Source organism: Fictibacillus sp. 23RED33 (assembly GCF_015903925.1).
Taxonomy (GTDB): Bacteria; Bacillota; Bacilli; order Bacillales; family Fictibacillaceae; genus Fictibacillus; species Fictibacillus phosphorivorans.
Genome location: NZ_JACZDX010000002.1, coordinates 243,340 through 263,291, shown reverse-complemented (window position 1 = coordinate 263,291; position 19,952 = coordinate 243,340). Strand labels below are relative to the sequence as shown.

Here is a 19,952-nt window from a genome sequence, read left to right as displayed (position 1 = left end):
GAGATCAACTACTTCTAACCACTTTGAAAAAGGATTATGAATTAGATCTTTTCATCATCATTGACTAGTTGATTGGAGCGCAAGGTGCGAGACTCCTGCGGGACAGGTGGGCAGGTGAGACACTTAAGAGTGAAACGTACGAATGTGGCTCACCGCCTGCCCCGCGGAAAGCGAGCATCCTGGAGCGGAAATCAACTACTTTCAACACCCTTGAAAAAGCTTGTGACTTTTGATCTTTTCACCATCATTGACCGTTGATTGAAGCGCAAGGTGCGAGACTCCTGCGGGACAGGTAGGCAGGTGAGACACTTAAGAGTGAAACGTACGAATGTGGCTCACCGCCTGCCCCGCGGAAAGCGAGCAACCTGGAGCGGAAATCACCCCCTTCAAAAGCAACAAAGCTTAACCAAAAATAGCCCAAACAAAAAAGCGCCCAAATGGCGCTTTTTCTTGTCTATTCCTGTATTTCAATCAACAAATCATCCACAATCTTCTTCCAAGAAAACTCACGAATCACAAAATCACGACCACTTGCAGAAAGATCATCGTACTCCGCTTCCGATTTGTTAGCAAGCTCAATCACCTGATGCGTGATATGCTCCACATCTTCAGGTCGCGCAACTGCCCCACATCGATTAGATTCGATCAATTGAGCAGCTTCCCCTTCCCCACAATACAATACAGGTGTACCCGTAGAAAGTGCAGGGAAAATTTTAGAAGGTCGTGCACCTTTAAATAGATCTAGATTCTTTAATGGAACTAAGCTGAAGTCAGAAACTGAAAAGATTTTTGGCATCATGCTAACAGGCACTGACTTTTGAAAGCTAACATTATCAAGCTTTAAATCACTCTTCATTTGTAGAAGCATCTCTTTTTCTTGCCCATCTCCTACAAACAAGAAATGAATATGAGGATGGGAATCTTTAAGATTGTTTGCTACTTTAAGAATAGAATCCAATCCTTGTGCATACCCCATCGTTCCTGTATAAGCAAAAACCTTTTTGCCTTCAAGGTTCCACTCTTTCAACAGTTCTTGATCTTTTGGCATCGGAGCAAATGTATCGGTATTAACACCATTAGGAAGCAAGAAAACGCGGTCTCTTTTCTTCCCATGCTCCACCATGTAATCTGCGATACCTTCCGTTGCAGTAGCAATCTTCCAAGCTTTTTTATACAAAAATTGTTCCAGAACAGTTGCAAGCTTGATGAACGATTTGTTCGTTAAAATGCCTAGCTTTACAGCAGATTCTGGCCATATATCCGCAACGTTAAAAACAAATTTTGCTCGCTTTAATTTACTCGCAATATAACCTGTGATTCCGACAAATAATGGCGGAGACGTACAAACGATAACATCTGCAGGTTTTGCTTTTAACACAGAATAAAAAGCACTGAATGTAAATGAAAAATATGAAGTTAAACGGCGCCAAAAGCTGCCTTTAGGACTCGGATAAATCCATGACCGATGCACGGGAATCCCGTCATAAATTTCATATTGATAAAACTTTCCTTGATATTCTTCAGGTATAACACCCATTGGATGGTGAGGGAAAGCGGTCAATACTTCAACATCATGACCTCTCGCGATCAGCTCTCTGCTCACTTCGTATAAACGAATCTGAGGCGCACCAACTTCGGGTGGAAATTGTTGACTCAAAAAAATAATTCTCATAACTTACCTCTTAAAAAGACATCTTTTGTTTTAAATACATAGAAAGCTTTTCTTTTAAATCATCTCTCTTTAGAGCAAAATCAATAGATGCTTGCAGGAATCCAAACTTGTCTCCAACATCGTATCGTTGCCCTTCAAGAATATAGGAATAGACAGACTCTTTTTCTAACAGTTGGTCGATCGCATCAGTTAGTTGAATCTCACCTTTAGCGTCTGGTTTCACATTTTCTAAGATATTGAAGATCTCAGGAGTTAAGATGTATCGCCCAATGATAGCTTGGTTAGATGGTGCTTCTTCGATAGCAGGCTTTTCTACCAAGCTTTTTACTTTAGATAGGTTGCCTTCTGTCTCGCTAAAATCAACGATACCATACTTGTTAACCTCAGATGTTGGGACTTCTTTAACACCTAATACACTTGATTGTACGTTGTTATATTGGTCAACCATCTGCTTTAATCCAGGAACTTCACTATCAATAATGTCGTCACCCAATAGAACAGCGAACGGCTCGTTGCCTATAAACTTTTTAGCACATAGAACAGCATGTCCAAGGCCAAGTGGTTCTTTTTGACGGACGTAATGGATATCAACCATGTTTGAAATCTCTTCTACAATATTAAGCAGTTCTTTCTTGCCTGTTTGCTCTAGCAATAATTCAAGTTCAACAGACTTATCAAAGTGATCTTCAATCGCTCTTTTGTTTCTTCCTGTAACGATGATGATATCTTCAACACCTGACTTCACTGCTTCTTCAATAATATATTGAATCGTAGGTTTGTCTACGATTGGTAACATCTCTTTCGGTTGTGCTTTTGTAGCTGGAAGAAAACGTGTTCCTAATCCAGCTGCTGGGATAACTGCTTTTTTAATCATTTATCTTACACTCCCTTTAGACAAGGTTTGTTCGTATAGCTCAAGCATACCTTGAGCATTATCTAGCCAATTATATTGAGCTTCTACATGAGCAATTCCTTTTTGTCCCATGTCTTTTCGAAGTTGTTCATTTTCTAATAACTTGCAAAAAGCGTTGGCTAATTCTACAGGATTTTCTTTTGGCACGACATAACCGGTTACACCGTTTTTAACAACTTCGGGTAGACCACCTACGTTAGATACAACAACTGGTACCCCACATGCTTGCGCTTCGACAGCTGCAACACCAAAGCTCTCACTATCTTCTGTAGAAGGAACCGCAAAGATACTCATCTTGTTTATATAGTTAGGCACCTCAGGATTTGGCACCTTTCCAGTAAACGTAACTTTCTGATCTATGCCTAACGTGCGGCATAATTCTTCATACTCTTCACGCTGTGGACCATCACCAACGATCATGAGTTTCGTGTTTGGATGTTTAGATTGGATGCGATGGAAGGCTTTAATCAGATCGCCTATTCCGTATTTATCGGATAACGCTTTTACTGTTCCAATCGTAATCTCTTCTTGATTTTCTCGTTGTTCAAAAGCTGGTTTGAATTTCGATAGGTCTACTCCAAATGGAGTTACCGGAATCGGTTTATTCGTGTATTTTCCTGTTTCTTTTGCCATTACATGACTCGTAGAACAAATAACGTCTGCTTTACGGAGGCCATATTCGACCATCTGCTTGTTAATTTTTCCTTGTTGTGGGAACTGATACACATCTCGTCCCCATACAGAGATATAGTAAGGATGGAAGTTAACAAGTGCACCTACAAACCCGTAACTAGAAACATAATGAGCATGAAAGATGTCAGGTTGAAAATCACTTAGGATTTTCTTCAATTGCCCTACTGAACTAAAATACGACAACTTACCAGGCAAACGTTTCTTAAGAGAATACGTTTTGATTTCTTTCGCGTTCTCTTCTGAATAATGATCTAAGAAAGTTACGACACGTACTTCATGTCCTCTATTTTTGAAAAAAAGTGCCCACTTATGAGTGTGAATCGATTTTCCTGGAGCAAATAATAATATCTTCATAGTTCCTCCTTCATAAGTGTTCTATGAACGGTATTAACACGGCTTAGCCATGAGTGTTTTTCCATGAATGTATCTTCAATGTTCTTACGAAGACTTAAAGATTGAGTAAGCATCTGCTGAATGGCATCTGCCATGCTGTCCGGATTATCCTGACAAACCACACCATAGTTTCCGCTCTCAATAAAGCTTTTCTGTGCAGAACAGTCTGTAGCAATTACTGGTAAGTGATGCGATAAATATTCTACAAGCTTAACTGGTACAGAAAAATCGTTATATTCACTTCGGTAACGAGGGATGAATGCAAAATCCATCTTTTGATATAAATCTGTAAGTTCTTGACCACTAATATGTTGAAGTTCAACATCTAAATCTGTAAGTCTTTTCTTTTCTGTTGCAGAAAGGGCATCATACTCATTCTGACGGCAAACAACTGTTAACTTACAGTTTATAGCATCTTTATTGATTCTCTCTAGAGCATCAAGTAGTAGTGGAAGTCCATAATCTGGATTGTTGATTCCACCAACATAAAGCCCATTAATACCTGAAATTTTTCTTTGATGTAGCTCTGCCTCTTTTCCGCCTGGAGGTAACGGCACCATTGGTACGTTAATATGTACATGTTTGCCCATTTCAGCACTCGGCAAAAAGATCGCGTCCATATATTCTTGATAAAAGGCTTCTTCTCTTCGATAGATGAACTGCATCACTTTTTTCTTGATTCCTTTAAGCGGATACAGGTCATCAAATTTCCAATACACGTCTCTATAGAAAATACCTACTGGTACATTTTTTTCGTTTAAAAAGTTCAATACCTTTCGATCAATGAAAGGCTTTTTAGGAATATGGCCAGGATCAGTTAACCAGATGGGAATCGTTTGATTCTCCATATAGCAAAACATAAGATTTTCTAATTTGCCATTTTGTTTTAGCAGTTCGAACTGTTTTTCTCTTTCCGTTGAATGACCATGAATTTCAATGATTTCAACTTGCTCTTGCTTTCCCCACTGATGAAAAGCTTTTAACATTTCAACTGGACGAAGTTTTGACCCACTGTCCGCCTTTTTTGACACAGCAAATGGATAATAGACTAAAACACGTTTCATCTTCCTATTTCTCCTTTTCGTTTCATGAATGCTGTTGCCTCTAGCCTTAAGCGAACGACAAACAGACTGCCTAATAGTGCGGCCGTAACGATCAGCCAAATTGGATTAACGATAAAATCTACAAATCCTCCCACTAATGTTCGAGGAATATTAATGGTGAAGTAGATAAATAAACTTAAGAATACAGGATTCTTCGGTAATCGTAAGAAACAAATATACAATACTTGAATAAGTACACCTACATATAGAATGGATAGAAATACGCCTAAATAGGAATAGTTCGCAAACGCTTCTGCTACGAATAATGTGTTAAGCACACCACCCGTTCCATCTTCTATCTTGGCTGGAAAGAAGTGCATCATCGCAATTCTTCCGGATCTTACTTGATCCATATTATATAGGTCGGAAATAATACCAGGAAAGCTCTGGCCGTAAAGATATGGAACAACATCGCCAAAATAATCAAGGTGCATATACGTTGGTGAAATTTGAGCAAAGATAAGTCTTCCGATTGGGCCTTTATTATATCCTAAGAAGGCATCTAAACTGTTTGCTCCTTGAATGAATACATACATTAGTATTAATAACGAGCTTCCTAAGAACCCATACAGAAATACCCGTTTCCAATTGAATCGTAACGTCCCTACATAGATCTTCAATAAAATGAAACTGATGAAATAAAAGAATACAGGTGATTTCGCAAGATCATAGGTCATAATTAGAATAGATGCGCCAAACAAGGCAAGAAATAATAAATGCCAGTGTGGTGCTCTTGTTCTAACGTAATAAATATACGCTACTAATGAAAGAACAGGTGTTAAGGCGATCGCAAAGATGTTTCGTATAAACACATTTCCTTTAAATCCTCTAGATGCTTCTATTCGAAGTTCCCCTAGATTGGAAGAACCTTTTAAAAGTTCGAGCAACGGTATTTTGTCTAACTTTAACATCGTATACGCTACAGCTAACAAACAGATAAACGAAAGGGCTGAAAATAATAAAGTAAATTCATTCTTTCTCCCTTCAAACGGAAGAACGACTGGAGCATTCAAATAGTTCTCGAACTCTTTCTCCGCCTTAAAGCCTGCAAGCCTTGATACGATAGACATGATTAAAGGGAGGAAAAACATAACTGCACATATGATAAAAAAACCTATGATGCGAACTTCTTCATCTTTTATCTTACGTATCATGTAATAGTGATCGGTATCTGTAACGATAAAGATCGAACCAATAAAACTTGATACTAAAAGTGAGTAGTAGAATGAAATGGATAGCATATTAGGTTTTAATATAGATAATGTTCCTGCAGCATATTTAAAAAACATAATGGAAGCTGCCAAAACAGCGATCCAAATTAGTACAAACAGCATGATTTTCCTCCCGTTTTATCTAGGACTGTAAAATATCTACGATTTTCTCAGAAGCTTTTCCATCACCAAACACAGGCTGATAAGAAGGGTTTACATCTTTTTGTACCGCATCTAATATTTTGCCCACATCTGTACCGACTAAGATGTTAGCGTCACCTTCAAGTGTTTCCACCCACTCTGTTTGTTCACGCAATGTAACACATGGCACCTCCATGAAGTAAGCTTCTTTTTGAACGCCACCTGAATCAGTAAGAATTTTCTTTGCATGGTATTCAAGAGTCAACATGTCCAAGTAGCCAACTGGCTCAATCACTTTTAAACCTGGAACAGAAGCAAGGTCGAATCCAATTGATTCTAGCTTGTGTTTTGTTCTTGGATGGATCGGCCATACTTTCGTACCTTCTGTTTTCGAGAAAGCATCCAGAATGTTCTTTATCTTTTCCGGATCGTCTGTATTCTCGGCACGGTGAACCGTGATTAAATAAAAATCCTTTGAAGTAAGTTCATGGTCTGCTAATACTGTAGACTTCTCTTCAGCAAGCTGACGGTTATATTCTACCGCATCAAACATAACATCACCTACATTGATAACATTATGAGTGATGTTTTCGTTCGTAAGATTTTCGATAGCAGTATCAGTTGGACAGAATAAGTATTCTGAAACATGATCTGTCATTATACGGTTGATCTCTTCTGGCATTCTCTTGTTGAAGCTGCGCAGTCCTGCTTCGATATGGATAACGGGAACATGTAGTTTCGCTGCTGCAAGTGCACCTGCTAATGTAGAATTCGTATCACCATATACGAGTAGATAATCAGGCTTTTCGTCTAAGATAATCTTCTCGATCTCAGCAAGCATCTCACCCGTTTGTTTACCATGAGATCCTGAACCAATACCTAAATGAAAATCAGGTTTTGGAATGTGTAGCTCTTCAAAGAAAATGTCAGACATGTTCGCATCATAGTGCTGACCTGTATGAATAATAAGTTCTGTATGTTTTTTTCTTAATTCACGTGATACAGGTGCTGCTTTTATAAACTGAGGACGCGCACCTAAGACCGTAATAATCTTCATGAAAATCAACCCTTTACGTTGGATTTAATAAACTCTTGTACTAAAAAAGAATTAATATTGTATGGGTTTTTAAAAGTATGCCCATTAAGTTTAAACGATAGTTTGCTTAAGTAATCTTTATATGAACCCGTAATTCCATACCACTCCATCGGATCTTTGTGGTATTGCTCCAAAAGCTTTTTCTTTCGGTATCCTTTACGAAGAAGGTTATAAACAGCGCTCTGTTTGTTCGTTCCTTGAACAGATGCCATATCCGTCTTAACCGGTTTTGGGAAAAAGTCTGGATACAACGTATGAAGAGTTAGATCATATAAATACTTTTTATATCTTAAATGCAACGGCACGCGAAGGATGAAATGCATGATCTCATCGTCCCATAGTGGGATTTCCCAGTTTTGATCGTAATAATCGTACGCTCTGACAGCATGAATAATGAACTTGGACTGTCTCTCTTTAGAGTTCCAATATTCATACATGGAGCTCGCACCGTTATTCGTTTGATACGGAAACTCTTTAATCGTCTCTAAGATCTCATGATCAATTCTGTCATTGACTTCCCTATCTGACGTTACCCATAACTTATGGTGTTTCCTTTTAATCTCGCGCAATACCACTTCGATTGGAAACTCGCGATCTACTGCAAGATCAGGCGGAATGTGCCCACCGAAAGTAAAGTCTGCAGAATGTCCTGGTATAAAAGTAAACGGTTCTTCCGCTCCCTTAGCGATCTCTGTAACAGCTGGCCAATCTTGAAGGTGGGCTTGTGATGAGAAATTTGTAGCAAACATCTCGTATTTTTTCCATTCTTCAGAGTGATACCACTTGTTCCAGTCACTTCTCTGGTAAGGATAGAACGTCCATTTAAAGCCAAGACGGTCGGCTATCTCTTTACTTTTTGCAGACTCTGGATTTCCTGCTCTACCATAAGTAAAGGCTTCGATGTTTGTCGCACCCTGCTCTTTTAATAGAAGAGAAATAATCCTAGAGTCATATCCCCCACTCAAAGGTATCATCACATTTTGGTTTTTCACACGTTCGTAAAGCTTGCTGAACGTGTTGTGAAGAACTGTTGATAGTTGGGCAACTGCCTCTTCTTCTGACATCTCTTCAGGATGGTGAAAGAACTTGTAATACGTATGACGATGTAGATCTTGTCCAGTGAAAACGACATATTCACCAGCTTGTACTTGTTTTACACCTTTAAAAAGTGTTCGATCTTTTGCGGTGTAGCCTGTTATCGCATATTCGTATAGAGCAAGATCATCTATACCTTGTTGAACAGGGTCAGCATAAAGATGATCCGTTACATTCCATCCCGAGTGGTCTTGATAGAAAAACAAGGGTATAGAACGTTTTCGATCGACTGAAGCGATTGAGAATTCAGGATTAGAATAGATAAACGCAAATTCTCCTGATAAACGCTCTGCAAAATCTTTCGTGATCACACCAGATTGCAATAAACTAAGAAAATCTTCATCCTGCAATAAGCTACCATCTTTGTAGGCATACCCATTTAGGAAAAGCCGCTGCTCATCATGAGAAACACTTCTCCATCTATTTTGTTGAAGTTTCACTTGAATCAAATTACTCAATTGAACCTCCCAAATGTCCTTTTTTTCTAAAGTCTTTGTCCACACGGCTGATACCGATCAGTAGGAAGAAAACAACCCATGCAGTAAGTACATGCCAATCGGAAACAGCGTCATTCTCCTGAATCCAGACCATTGAACTAACCAGAATAATCGTACTGATGAAAAGCGCAGACATTTTAAAGAAAGAAATTGGAATATAGTATACTTTCTGGCTCTTATGAAAGATTAATACCACTGCAATCACGTACGAGATTAAGTACGCAACAACCGTTCCCCAAATGGAAAGCTTCGGTATTAATACTAAGTTTAAGATGACATTTACAATAGCAGCCACGCCAAAATAATAAGAAATATACTTTGTTTCTTTTTTTACAAATAAACCTACTGAAATGATTAAATAATAAAAGTTCAAGAATGTAACTGCTGAAATTAGCCCAACATATTGATAGGATGCCACATATGCATCGTCCAATACTTGGATGACCCATGGCATCACAGTAGTGATTGCCATAACGCCAAACAGTCCTATCAGTAGGATACCTAAGTATAATTTAGCGAATAATTGCTCATTACCTTCTTTGTTCTTCAGTTCCATTGAATAAGGACGCCAAGCCATCTGTACCCCACTCGTTACGAGCGTAATAAGAGTAGCAAATTTCATAGCTGAACCGTAGATTCCGACATCCTCCATTGAACCGAACTCACTTAAAAAGAAACGGTTTGAGTTTACGATCACCCAAAATGCGATAGAGGCTGGAACAAGTGGAGCCGCATATTTTAACACTTCTTTTAGCAACGGTTTATCAAACTTCAATCGTAAAAACGGAAGTAATGGTTTACCGATCAAAAGCAATACGAATAATACAGCGATTAATCTTCCAGCAATAATTCCTTCTACAGAAGTCCAGATATACTTTAAGAACACATAAGAGATGACTGCTATCAATAGCATCTTTCCAACGGTATAAAGAACAACTCTTAATGTTTTGTACTCATACCGAAAAACGGTTAATACGAGTGCAAAGATGGTGTCTATAAAGAGAACGCCAACTGCAAATAAGAGTGCATTAAAGTAACCTGCGTCTTTTAATAAAACATCAGAGATGCTGTAACCCGCGATTAAAACGATGAGAACAAAGAAAAAAGCGACCATGAGACGAAACGTAAGAACGTTTTGTACATAGGCCCACCTTTTCGCCTTGTCTTTTACATCAAAATAATAAAAAGCAAGAGCAGAATCTGTTCCAAAAATCACGATAAACGTTAACATCGCTGTGGTTGAATCTATTAAGTCTATTACTCCATATTCAGAAGGAGTCAGATAGTACGTATAGATTGGAAACATTAAAAAGGCAATAAATTTTGTACCTAGATTCATAAATGCGTAAAGGAGGGAATCCCCTCCTAAACGCTTAATTTGTGCGAGCAAATTCCAACAACTCCCGATCTGGAACTTCCTTTGTTATTTTAGCTGGTACACCTTTGATGACCATTTTCGGCTCAGTGTCTTTCGTAACTAAAGCACCTGCAGCTACAAACGTTTCTTCTGCAACTGTAATACCAGGTAAGATGATTGAAGCTCCACCAACACGTGCTCCACGCTTCACGATTGCACCTTTGATCTTATCGAAACGTTCTTCTGTACGACCCATAAAGTTATCATTCGTTGTTGTTACACATGGTGCGATAAATACATGGTCTTCTAGCGTCGTATAAGCTGTGATGTATGAATTAGATTGTATCTTCGTGCGTGTACCAATCTTCACATGGTTTTCAACTGTAACACCACGGCCAACAATCACATAATCAGCGATTTGAACATTTTCACGAACACTTGCAAGATCAGCAATCAACGTATTAGCGCCGATCTCAGCTCCCCGATAGATAACCGCGTTCGCTCCAACTGTTACATCTTCTCCGATCGTTAAAGCAGGAATGTTATCACTAAGCTTTACCGTACTTGTTTTAGCAGGTTTAGGCGGCTTACCTAATACAGCTCCATCAGAAATGGTTGAGTTATCACCAATTTCAGTGTCTGCATGAATCGTAACTCGGTTTCCAACAATTACGTTCTTCCCGATTTTCGCACCTTTTTCGATTACTGAAAAATGTCCAATTTGTACAGAAGAATCAATGTGTACTGAAGAATCAACAAAGTTCATGAAGTTATCCCCCTAAAGTTTGGATTAAAGCTTAACGTAACGAGCTGGTTTGTTTTCAACGTTCTTCATCGCATTACGCGTATCAAACAATACAGAGCTGTTTTGTGCGATCATTTCATAATCAAAGTTGCTGTGATCAGTTGTTAATAGTACAAGATCCGCATCTTGTAAAAGTTCTGGTGTTAAGTTATACGTTTCAACCGTTTCACCGTTCAAACGGAATGATGGAACAAATGGATCTACTACAGTCACATCTGCACCGTTTTCTTTCATTTGAGTCAAGATTGGCAATACTGGAGATTCACGCATATCGTCGATGTCTTTTTTATATGCCACACCAAGTACAACCACTTTACTTCCACGAAGTGCTTTTCCATCTTCGTTAAGAAGACGCATCGCACGGTCTACTACGTATTCAGGCATCGCGTTGTTGATCTCACCAGCAAGTTCGATCAAACGCGTGTGATAGTTATATTCACGTGCTTTATATGTTAAATAGAACGGATCGATCGGAATACAGTGACCGCCAAGACCTGGTCCTGGGTAGAACGCCATGAATCCGTATGGTTTTGTTTTCGCAGCATCGATTACTTCCCAAACATCAATCCCCATACGTTGGCAAAGAATCGCCATTTCGTTTGCAAGAGCGATATTGATGTGACGGAACGTGTTTTCGAAGATCTTTTCCATTTCAGCTACTGCAGGAGTAGATACTTCATGTACATCCCCTTCAAGAACAGCACGGTATAAAGAAGCCGCTACTTTCGTACAGTTTGGTGTGATCCCACCTACAACTTTAGGTGTGTTCTTCGTGTTGAAGTCTTTGTTACCTGGATCTACACGCTCTGGAGAATACGCAATAAATACGTTCTCACCTGTTACAAGACCCGCTTTTTCAAGTGCAGGCTTTACGATTTCTTCTGTAGTTCCAGGGTAAGTTGTAGATTCAAGAACAACTAGCATACCTTCATGTGCGTATTTAGCAATTTCATTTGCAGAGCTTTCTACATATGAAGTATCGGGCTGCATGTACGTATCAAGTGGAGTTGGTACACAGATCGCAACTGCATCAACATCTTGAATACGAGCGTAGTCTGTTGTAGCTTCAAGACGTCCTGCAGAAATCATCTCGTTAAGATCTGCATCTACGACGTCTCCAATGTAGTTAATTCCAGAGTTTACTTGATCAACACGAGCTTGTTGTACGTCAAAGCCAATAACTTTATATCCAGCTTTTGCTTTTTCAACTGCTAGAGGAAGCCCTACATATCCTAGTCCTACTACTCCGATTACTGCTTCTTTATTTTCAATTTTATTTAATAAGTTTTCTGCCATACTCATTTTAATTAATCCCCTTTATAAGTTAACTTTTGTGCCTTTTTCGGCTGATTCTAACATCGCTAATATTAATTTAACAGGTGCAAGTCCATCTTCACCATTTACGATTGGCTCACGGTCTTCTTGAACCGCTTTTACCATATCTTCAACGATCCATTGATGGCCTGGTTTACCTAGTGGATTATCTTTAATGCTCTCATTAAAACGATCTTTCGCATCTTCAGGCTCACCTTCAATATCCCATGTATCTAGGAATAAAGCATTGGAACCACTGATTTTTACAGAAGCCGTTTCTCCAAAAATCGCAAGAGACTCTTCTAAGTTCTTTGGATAGATCGTAGTTGCTGCTTCAATGACACCAATTGCTCCGCTCTTAAATGTTACAACAGCAGCTGATACGTCTTCTGCTTCGATCTTGCGGAAGCGTGTCGCCGCCATAGCTTGTACGGATTCTACTGGACCCATGAACCATAATAGAAGGTCAAGGTTGTGAATCGCTTGGTTCATTAGAACGCCGCCATCAAATTCTTTTGTTCCACGCCAAGGAGCTTGATCATAATACTCTTGACCACGGTTCCAGCGAACTGTTGCGTTTGCGTGACTCAATTTCCCGAAACTGCCTGCTTCCATCTTCTCTTTTAGCTTCATAACAGCTGGTCTGAAGCGGTTTGGATGAACAACAGCCAATTTAACACCTTTTTCTTTTGCTGTTTGAATCATTTCTTCTGCATCTTCAAGTTTTAGAGACATCGGCTTTTCAACGATAATATGCTTGTTGTGACTAGCTACGATTTTCGTTAATCGTGCATGAAGCCCTGAAGGTACACAAATATTTACGACATGAATCTCAGGGTTTACTTTTAACATCTCATCAAGATCTGTATAAGTTTCGTACGTCCCTTGATATTCCTCAAGTCGATCAGCGTTGTTGTCACAAACGGCAACAAGCTTAGCGCCTTCAGCTTTTTCAATAGCATCAATATGTTTTTTAGCAATGTGCCCCATGCCCACTATTGCGAAATTAATCATGTTTGTAGAACCTCCTGGCATTGACGATATATTTCCATACGATAAGTGTAATGATGGTTAAGAAGATACCTGCTACAAAACCTAAGAGCATGTTTGTTTTAAGATGCTTAGGGTCGGTGGTTACTTCGTTATCAATTGTTTTAGGGTTTTCGAAGAGCTTAATGTCCTCTTCCATTCTTTGAATACTGTCTGAGTATTCTTGTAAGTTATACTGATACTCTAAGAGTCTGGTTTGTTCTTCTAGATCAACATCTCCGGCTTCGGACTGTTTTATAAAAGCTTCGATTAATTCAGAAAGTAATTCTTGTTTTTTAGTCTTTTGGTCTATCCCTACTTGTGTAACATCAATCATTAATTTCGCTTCAGCTTTAAGATCTGAATTTAGACCTTTGACAACATCATTTAATTCTTTTTTTATCTCTTCTCGATCATCGCCTTTAACTAAAATCGTAATTAAATCTTTTTGATCTACTTTAACTTCAAGGCTGTTTTTCGTGACCTTATCCTTGTACCTGCTTTGAATAATTTCAGGATCAGTGCTTATATCACGAACGTCACCTACATACACGATCGCTTTCCCTGTATAGTTCGCACTCTGCAACATACTTAATAGGGCACCAATCAAAAGAGCAACTATTGGTAATATTACAAAAAGCCACTTTTTCTTCCAAAAAAATGACAAGTATTCGTACAGAACAAATCTTTCTTTATTCTCTGTCACTACCTATACCTCCGCTCGATTCATAAAAATGAAATAAAAGCCCCCTCAGAACCAGGGGGCATCGTCACTAGGCTTGTTTATAGAATGCTGCAATTTGCTCTACAACATACTTTTGTTGCTCAATCTTCAATTCAGGGAACATTGGAAGTGAAACAGCTTCTTTTGCAGCTTTTTCAGAGATCGGGAAATCTCCTTCTTTATATCCAAGCTCTTTGAATACAGGTTGAACATGCAATGGAAGCGGGTAGTAAACCATCGTTTGCACACCGTTCTCTTGCAAGAACTTTTGAAGCTCATCACGTTTTTCAACACGAATTGTATATTGGTGGAACACGTGATAACGATCTTCAGCTTCAACTGGCGTAACAACTTTGTCACCCAAAGCTTCTGTTAGCAATTCTGTATAATTTTTAGCTTTTTCTCTGCGTAAAGAGCTCCACTTATCTAAATGAGGAAACTTCACATTCAATACAGCTGCTTGTAATTCATCAAGGCGGCTGTTGTAACCTAGAATGTGATGGTAATATTTCGGCTTACTTCCGTGTACACGGATTACGCGCATTGTATCAGCGATCTCATCGTTGTTTGCAACAATCATACCGCCGTCACCATATGCACCAAGGTTTTTAGTTGGGAAGAAACTGAATGTAGCTGCATCTCCTTGCTCTCCAACTTTTTTGCCTTTATATGAAGCACCAATAGCTTGTGCTGCATCTTCAACGATATATATGTTGTGCTTTTTAGCGATCTCTACAATTGGATCCATGTCAGCCATTTGTCCATAAAGGTGAACAGGAATAATTGCTTTTGTTTTGTCCGTAACAGCTGCTTCAATCTTAGCAGGATCAATGTTAAACGTTACTGGATCAATATCAACAAATACAGGAGTAGCGCCAGCTCTTGCAATAGCTCCAGCTGTTGCAAAGAACGTGAAAGGTGTAGTGATTACTTCATCACCTTGTTTAACTCCACATGCTTGAAGTGCAATATGTATTGCATCACTTCCGTTAGCAACTCCGATAGCGTTTTTAACGTTGCTATATGCTGCAACATCAGCTTCTAATTTTTTTACGTTATCACCAAGGATAAAACGAGAAGATGACATTACTTCATCAAGTACTGTAAGCATTTCCTCTTTTAAAGACTGATACTGCTCTGAAAGATCTAACATTGGTATTTGCATAGTAAAAATAAACCTCCATATTGTCTAAAAAAAGCGAGATTTGGTACAACCAAAGACATTGTACCACACTTTTTTAGTATGTCCTTAACTTTATAATTTTCTCTCTAAAAAACCGTTCGTGAGCAAAAGCTCACAAACGGCGGTATCTACTGTCTTCCTGTAACTTTTCGATAAATCGCCATAAATGGTCTGTACTTCACATGTACCAAACCAATGACTTCTGCAATGATCTCAGTAACAACTAAAAGGGCAAAAATGATGAGTACGGATCCCCAAAGTGTTGTTCTTGAGAAAACAACTGCACTTACACTAAAGATAACACCTAAGCCATAGATCGCTAATACCGTATTTCGATGCGACAATCCTAATGCTAAAAGTCTATGATGCAAATGAGATTTATCCGGGCTTGAGATTGGACGCTTGTTTACAATTCTTCTGATGATCGCAAATGTTGTATCAAATACCGGAACACCCAGGATAATAATCGGAACGATAAAACTAAAGAGCGTTACACTCTTAAAGAGTCCTAGTAATGAGAGGATGGCTATTCCGTAACCTAAGAATAAGGCACCCGTATCCCCCATGAAAATCTTTGCTGGATGAAAGTTATAAAACAGGAAACCAAGTATGCTTCCTAATAAGATTAGAGCAAGTCCGAAGATTAATGCCTTTCCAGCTATTCCCGCCATAAATGCAATCGTTGTGATTACAATAAAAGATGTACCTGCAGCCAATCCGTCAAGTCCATCAATTAAGTTAATGGCGTTTGTGATCCCTACGATCCAAAGAATCGTAATCGGATAAGTCCACCAGCCTAAATCAAACATACCGATGAACGGGATGGTTAGGAAATCAATTTTCAATCCACTTGCCACAACAGCCGCTGCAGCTAAAATTTGACCAAGCAGCTTTGTTTTCGCGGATAACTCCATCATGTCATCCATGATACCAATGGCAATAATGACAATGGCACCAATTGAAATGGCGGTCACTTGTTCTTTATATAAGCCACTTACGTAAAAACCAACCATAACTCCGATAAAGATTGCAAGACCACCAAGTCTCGGCATAACTTTTTCATGAACTTTTCTGCTATTCGGTTTGTCGGTAGCTCCAATTTTGATAGCTAATTTAATGACGAATGGTGTCACAATTAGTACAGTTATGAAAGAAGCGATGGAGGCTAAAATTAATATCCAATTCATTTTATATCCCCTCAAATATATTTAAAAAGCTTCGAGAATAATCGTATCACATGAAAGTGGAAAATCAATCTTTTTTTAAGATCTTTGACATTTGTTAATAAATCTTCACAAAGTCTAATCTTATTCATACATTCCCCTAAATGCTAACAATTTAACGATGCAATGTTCACCAATTCTCTACCCGATATCCTTCGTATACCGGAATAGTTTTCTGGTATACCGATTTGAAATTATTTAATATGTAAATAACACCAATATTCGTCAAAATATGATATAATTTGGTTAAATTATATTTTTTTGGGAGAGAAACAAGTATGTTATCGGTTGTAAAAAAATTTATCGGATCAGGAAGCAGTCATGACATCAAACGCTTAAACAAGTTAGTTATTGAAATAAACGCACTTGAACAAGCGTACGAAAAACTTTCTGATATTGAAATTCAAAATAAAACTAAAGAATTAAAGGATCGAATACATAATCAAAAAGATGACATTCGTGCAGAAGCTTTTGCTCTTGTAAGAGAAGCTTCAAAACGTGTACTCGGCCAACGTCATTATGATGTGCAATTGCTAGGAGGTCTAGTATTAATAGAAGGAAATATTTCAGAAATGCAAACTGGAGAAGGTAAAACGCTAGTAGCTTCCCTTCCTAGTTTCTATTTAGCGCTTTACGGAAAAGGCGTTCACGTCATCACTGTGAATGAGTATTTAGCAAAACGCGATTTCGAAACCATCGGAAGAATACATGAATACCTTGGGCTGTCTGTCGGCTTAAACATCTCACAATTGGAAGCAACTGAAAAGCAGCAGGCTTACCAAGCTGATATCACATATGGAACAGGTAATGAGTTCGGCTTTGATTATTTGCGTGATCACATGGTACAAGATTCATCAGAGAAAGTACAAAGAGCCCTTTCTTATGCCATCATCGATGAAATTGACAGTATTTTGATCGATGAAGCGAGAACACCATTAATCATCGCGAACAAATCCAATCTTTCTGCAGGGTTATTTAAAATCGTGGCAATGATTGTTAGTTCCTTTCAAGAAAAAGTCGATTATGAACTGTATAAGGATACAAAACAAATCGTACTGTTAGATAGTGGTGCTGAGAAAATTGAAAAAGCATTCGGCTTATCTAACTTATATGAAGCTGAACATCAATTGCTTTTCCATATGGTTACCCAATCCCTGCGTGCTCATTTTATTATGAGAAATGATGTGGATTACATTGTAAAAGAAGAAAAAGTACAGCTTGTTGATTCGTTTACTGGACGTATTATGGAAGGTCGCACATACAGTGAAGGATTACACCAGGCAATTGAAGCAAAAGAAGGAATTGAAGTAAAAGAAGAAAATAATACGCAAGCCTCTGTTACCATTCAGAATTACTTCCGTTTATATACGCATCTTTGTGGAATGACTGGTACTGCTTATACTGAGCGAGGCGAGTTCTGGAACACATATGGAATAAATGTAGTAATCATTCCAACGAACAAAACACGAGCTCGAATTGATCTGGAAGACATGATCTATATCGACAATAAGTTTAAAAATCAATGTTTATTAGAAGAAGTTACAAAGTACAATCGTATCGGTAAACCTGTTTTAATTGGAACAACTTCTATCGAACAATCTGAGGAAATCTCCGAACTTTTAACGAAGAACGGTTTGAAACACCAACTCTTAAACGCAAAGAGCGAAGAGCTTGAAGCTGGAATGATCGCATTAGCTGGACAAAAAGGACATATCATGATCGCGACCAACATGGCTGGACGCGGAACGGATATTCTTTTAGGTGAAGGTGTGGCTGAATTAGGTGGTCTACACATTATCGGTACACAACGTCACGAAAGCCGAAGAATTGATAACCAGCTTCGTGGACGTGCTGGACGCCAAGGTGACCCTGGTACTACTCAATTCATCGTGTCGTTAGAAGATGATCTGTTAAAAGGTTACGATAAAGATGAGTTACAAAAATATATGAAAAAAGTGAAAGCCGATGATAAAGGACGCATTACTACTCCTTCGATTAATAAGTTCATGGATAAGGTTCAAGAAAGTACAGAAGGCATCTATGCATCTTCTCGTTCTCACTTGTTAAAATTAGATGATGTTTTAAACGCGCAGCGAAAACGTGTTTATGAGCAAAGAAATATCTTACTAGAAAGTTCTGAGCCTGAAATTCTCTTAGTACAGCTTATGGAGAATTACTTAAAAGCAGAAACAGATGAGTTTTTAACTTCTGTTAAAGACAATCATATCGAGGAAGCTAAACAAGCGTTTAACGAATCGGTCTTGCAGATCTTACCTATTGCGAATATCGATCGTGAAGAAATCGAACATCTTGATAAAATCGAGCTTCATGAAATGGTTGAAGATGCTTTCCAACCAATCAAAACCTTCATTTTAGAAGAAACGGACAACGTCATGGCCTACCGTTCTATCATGTTAAGACTTTTAGATTCGTTATGGATCGAGCATTTAGAAAAGATGGAACGATTAAAAGAAGGAATTCACCTACAGTCATATGGACAAGAAGATCCTTATCGTACATTTGAAAAGGAAGGCTTCTATTTGTTCCAGGAGTTCCAAATGACTTTTGCTCAACAAGTACTCATTCTAACGCAAAAACAAATACAGCAGCTTAAGTTGCAAGAAGAAAAACAAGAGATCGGAGGGTAATGACATGACTCAATTAGATACGAATCAAAAAATAGAGACAGCTCTCTCTTTCCACCCAGATTGGGATGTTCCTGCTGAAGATCGTTACGTCTTTCAATATCATCACATGCAATTGAAACCTCTAGAACCTAACCAACTATCCATTCAGAGCATCGATTGCATCGATGGCGAAGAGTTTGTTATTATCACTGCTTTTATTCGTAGTTCACTTGATAAGCCTATTCGTCTTGAAGATGTAAATTTGATTCTATTAGATGAAGAAAAAAATTCAATCGCTCGCAAAAAGTTTGAGTTGGACGGTCTAGGTGAGCTCCCTGCTTGTTCTTGCCGACCGTGGAGATTCATTTTTGAGAAACACGAATTGAATGAAACATTCGATAAAAACGGTGCCTGGTCACTCGCTTTTGAGATTCAAAAGCGTATAAAACCGTCAGACCATCGTCTAGAACTTTCAGAAAGCTGGAATGAGTCGCTGTCTACGGACCAAAAAACTCAGCTTGAAGCACTGCTTAGCCAATTACCTGTCCTCAATCCAGGTGAAGTGAACATTATGGGGATTCAAGGTACAGAGAACGCAGATCAATCGTTAACCATTTCCCTGCTTATTCGTAACGGTTCTGAGAACAACCTAGAAATCAGCCAGTTGCCCCTTCATGTGTTGAATTCTGAAGGTGAGCAGATTGCAGCCGGAAGTTTTAACCTCGAAGGATTAACAGTGATGTCGAATACAAGCAAGCCATGGTCCTTTACCTTCCCAAAAGAGATGGTAAACCAAGAAAAATTGCCACTAACAACGTGGAAAGTGGTTATTCCTCAAGCTTAAGTTGAATGAAGTGAAAAAACCCAACCTGAGAG

Annotated in this window: 17 protein-coding genes; 3 read left to right on the top strand and 14 right to left on the bottom strand. The window is 38.7% G+C overall.

From position 1 onward, the window contains the following. Positions 1 to 114: 114 nt before the first annotated feature. Positions 115 to 258 carry a hypothetical protein gene (locus IHV09_RS09575; RefSeq protein ID WP_197264343.1) on the top strand — a complete coding sequence of 48 codons (144 nt, stop codon included), beginning with the start codon at positions 115 to 117 and terminating at the stop codon, positions 256 to 258. A 196-nt stretch (positions 259 to 454) separates the two neighbouring features. On the opposite strand, the gene IHV09_RS09570 is transcribed toward IHV09_RS09575, so the two are convergent. The 14 genes from IHV09_RS09570 to IHV09_RS09505 form a co-directional block, all read right to left on the bottom strand. Then, positions 455 to 1,672 carry a glycosyltransferase family 4 protein gene (locus tag IHV09_RS09570; protein ID WP_197264342.1) on the bottom strand — a complete coding sequence of 406 codons (1,218 nt, stop codon included), beginning with the start codon at positions 1,670 to 1,672 and terminating at the stop codon, positions 455 to 457. 10 nt (positions 1,673 to 1,682) lie between these two features. Beyond that, the gene (gene galU / locus IHV09_RS09565; RefSeq protein WP_197264341.1) at positions 1,683 to 2,546 is read right to left on the bottom strand and encodes a UTP--glucose-1-phosphate uridylyltransferase GalU; all 864 of its coding nucleotides are present in this window, start codon (positions 2,544 to 2,546) and stop codon (positions 1,683 to 1,685) included. Next, the gene (locus IHV09_RS09560) at positions 2,547 to 3,632 is read right to left on the bottom strand and encodes a glycosyltransferase (protein WP_197264340.1); all 1,086 of its coding nucleotides are present in this window, start codon (positions 3,630 to 3,632) and stop codon (positions 2,547 to 2,549) included. Further along, entirely contained in the window at positions 3,629 to 4,735 is a 1,107-nt protein-coding gene (locus IHV09_RS09555) for a glycosyltransferase (RefSeq protein WP_197264339.1), read from the bottom strand. Before IHV09_RS09555 ends, IHV09_RS09560 begins: the two co-directional genes overlap by 4 nt. Beyond that, a complete protein-coding gene (locus IHV09_RS09550; RefSeq protein ID WP_197264338.1) occupies positions 4,732 to 6,108 on the bottom strand; it encodes an oligosaccharide repeat unit polymerase in 1,377 nt (458 codons plus the stop codon). The genes IHV09_RS09555 and IHV09_RS09550 overlap by 4 nt, the downstream gene beginning before the upstream one ends. A gap of 19 nt (positions 6,109 to 6,127) precedes the next feature. Then, complete coding sequence (wecB, locus tag IHV09_RS09545) at positions 6,128 to 7,183, bottom strand: non-hydrolyzing UDP-N-acetylglucosamine 2-epimerase (RefSeq protein ID WP_197264337.1); 1,056 nt, start codon at positions 7,181 to 7,183, stop codon at positions 6,128 to 6,130. A gap of 5 nt (positions 7,184 to 7,188) precedes the next feature. Beyond that, the gene (locus tag IHV09_RS09540) at positions 7,189 to 8,775 is read right to left on the bottom strand and encodes an asparagine synthase family protein (RefSeq protein ID WP_197264336.1); all 1,587 of its coding nucleotides are present in this window, start codon (positions 8,773 to 8,775) and stop codon (positions 7,189 to 7,191) included. After that, positions 8,768 to 10,204: a lipopolysaccharide biosynthesis protein gene (locus tag IHV09_RS09535; protein ID WP_197264335.1), complete on the bottom strand. Its 1,437-nt coding sequence runs from the start codon at positions 10,202 to 10,204 to the stop codon at positions 8,768 to 8,770. Before IHV09_RS09535 ends, IHV09_RS09540 begins: the two co-directional genes overlap by 8 nt. Next, positions 10,188 to 10,937 (bottom strand): acyltransferase, encoded by a 750-nt coding sequence (locus IHV09_RS09530; protein WP_197264334.1) that lies wholly within the window; start codon positions 10,935 to 10,937, stop codon positions 10,188 to 10,190. The genes IHV09_RS09535 and IHV09_RS09530 overlap by 17 nt, the downstream gene beginning before the upstream one ends. A gap of 24 nt (positions 10,938 to 10,961) precedes the next feature. After that, on the bottom strand, positions 10,962 to 12,278 hold the full coding sequence (locus tag IHV09_RS09525; RefSeq protein WP_197264333.1) for a nucleotide sugar dehydrogenase: 1,317 nt from the start codon (positions 12,276 to 12,278) through the stop codon (positions 10,962 to 10,964). A gap of 15 nt (positions 12,279 to 12,293) precedes the next feature. After that, positions 12,294 to 13,304 carry a Gfo/Idh/MocA family protein gene (locus IHV09_RS09520; RefSeq protein ID WP_197221799.1) on the bottom strand — a complete coding sequence of 337 codons (1,011 nt, stop codon included), beginning with the start codon at positions 13,302 to 13,304 and terminating at the stop codon, positions 12,294 to 12,296. Then, complete coding sequence (locus tag IHV09_RS09515; RefSeq protein ID WP_197264332.1) at positions 13,297 to 14,025, bottom strand: Wzz/FepE/Etk N-terminal domain-containing protein; 729 nt, start codon at positions 14,023 to 14,025, stop codon at positions 13,297 to 13,299. The genes IHV09_RS09520 and IHV09_RS09515 overlap by 8 nt, the downstream gene beginning before the upstream one ends. Positions 14,026 to 14,092: 67 nt before the next feature. After that, on the bottom strand, positions 14,093 to 15,208 hold the full coding sequence (locus tag IHV09_RS09510; protein ID WP_197264331.1) for a DegT/DnrJ/EryC1/StrS family aminotransferase: 1,116 nt from the start codon (positions 15,206 to 15,208) through the stop codon (positions 14,093 to 14,095). A 146-nt stretch (positions 15,209 to 15,354) separates the two neighbouring features. Continuing rightward, on the bottom strand, positions 15,355 to 16,413 hold the full coding sequence (locus tag IHV09_RS09505) for a glycosyltransferase family 4 protein (protein ID WP_197264330.1): 1,059 nt from the start codon (positions 16,411 to 16,413) through the stop codon (positions 15,355 to 15,357). 314 nt (positions 16,414 to 16,727) lie between these two features. Between IHV09_RS09505 and secA the strand changes: the two genes are divergently transcribed. Together secA and IHV09_RS09495 are read left to right on the top strand one after the other, a co-directional pair. Next, positions 16,728 to 19,097 carry a preprotein translocase subunit SecA gene (gene secA, locus IHV09_RS09500; protein ID WP_197264329.1) on the top strand — a complete coding sequence of 790 codons (2,370 nt, stop codon included), beginning with the start codon at positions 16,728 to 16,730 and terminating at the stop codon, positions 19,095 to 19,097. Positions 19,098 to 19,101: 4 nt separating this feature from the next. Beyond that, the gene (locus tag IHV09_RS09495; RefSeq protein ID WP_197264328.1) at positions 19,102 to 19,920 is read left to right on the top strand and encodes an accessory Sec system S-layer assembly protein; all 819 of its coding nucleotides are present in this window, start codon (positions 19,102 to 19,104) and stop codon (positions 19,918 to 19,920) included. Positions 19,921 to 19,952 lie beyond the last annotated feature (32 nt).

What these genes read in the sequence shown, in the direction of transcription:
- IHV09_RS09570 (WP_197264342.1), bottom strand. Translation starts at nt 1,672, where the DNA reads ATGAGAATTATTTTTTTGAGTCAACAATTTCCACCCGAAGTTGGTGCG.
- galU (WP_197264341.1), bottom strand. Translation starts at nt 2,546, where the DNA reads ATGATTAAAAAAGCAGTTATCCCAGCAGCTGGATTAGGAACACGTTTT.
- IHV09_RS09560 (WP_197264340.1), bottom strand. Translation starts at nt 3,632, where the DNA reads ATGAAGATATTATTATTTGCTCCAGGAAAATCGATTCACACTCATAAG.
- IHV09_RS09555 (WP_197264339.1), bottom strand. Translation starts at nt 4,735, where the DNA reads ATGAAACGTGTTTTAGTCTATTATCCATTTGCTGTGTCAAAAAAGGCG.
- IHV09_RS09550 (WP_197264338.1), bottom strand. Translation starts at nt 6,108, where the DNA reads ATGCTGTTTGTACTAATTTGGATCGCTGTTTTGGCAGCTTCCATTATG.
- wecB (WP_197264337.1), bottom strand. Translation starts at nt 7,183, where the DNA reads ATGAAGATTATTACGGTCTTAGGTGCGCGTCCTCAGTTTATAAAAGCA.
- IHV09_RS09530 (WP_197264334.1), bottom strand. Translation starts at nt 10,937, where the DNA reads ATGAACTTTGTTGATTCTTCAGTACACATTGATTCTTCTGTACAAATT.
- IHV09_RS09525 (WP_197264333.1), bottom strand. Translation starts at nt 12,278, where the DNA reads ATGAGTATGGCAGAAAACTTATTAAATAAAATTGAAAATAAAGAAGCA.
- IHV09_RS09520 (WP_197221799.1), bottom strand. Translation starts at nt 13,304, where the DNA reads ATGATTAATTTCGCAATAGTGGGCATGGGGCACATTGCTAAAAAACAT.
- IHV09_RS09510 (WP_197264331.1), bottom strand. Translation starts at nt 15,208, where the DNA reads ATGCAAATACCAATGTTAGATCTTTCAGAGCAGTATCAGTCTTTAAAA.
- IHV09_RS09505 (WP_197264330.1), bottom strand. Translation starts at nt 16,413, where the DNA reads ATGAATTGGATATTAATTTTAGCCTCCATCGCTTCTTTCATAACTGTA.
- secA (WP_197264329.1), top strand. Translation starts at nt 16,728, where the DNA reads ATGTTATCGGTTGTAAAAAAATTTATCGGATCAGGAAGCAGTCATGAC.
- IHV09_RS09495 (WP_197264328.1), top strand. Translation starts at nt 19,102, where the DNA reads ATGACTCAATTAGATACGAATCAAAAAATAGAGACAGCTCTCTCTTTC.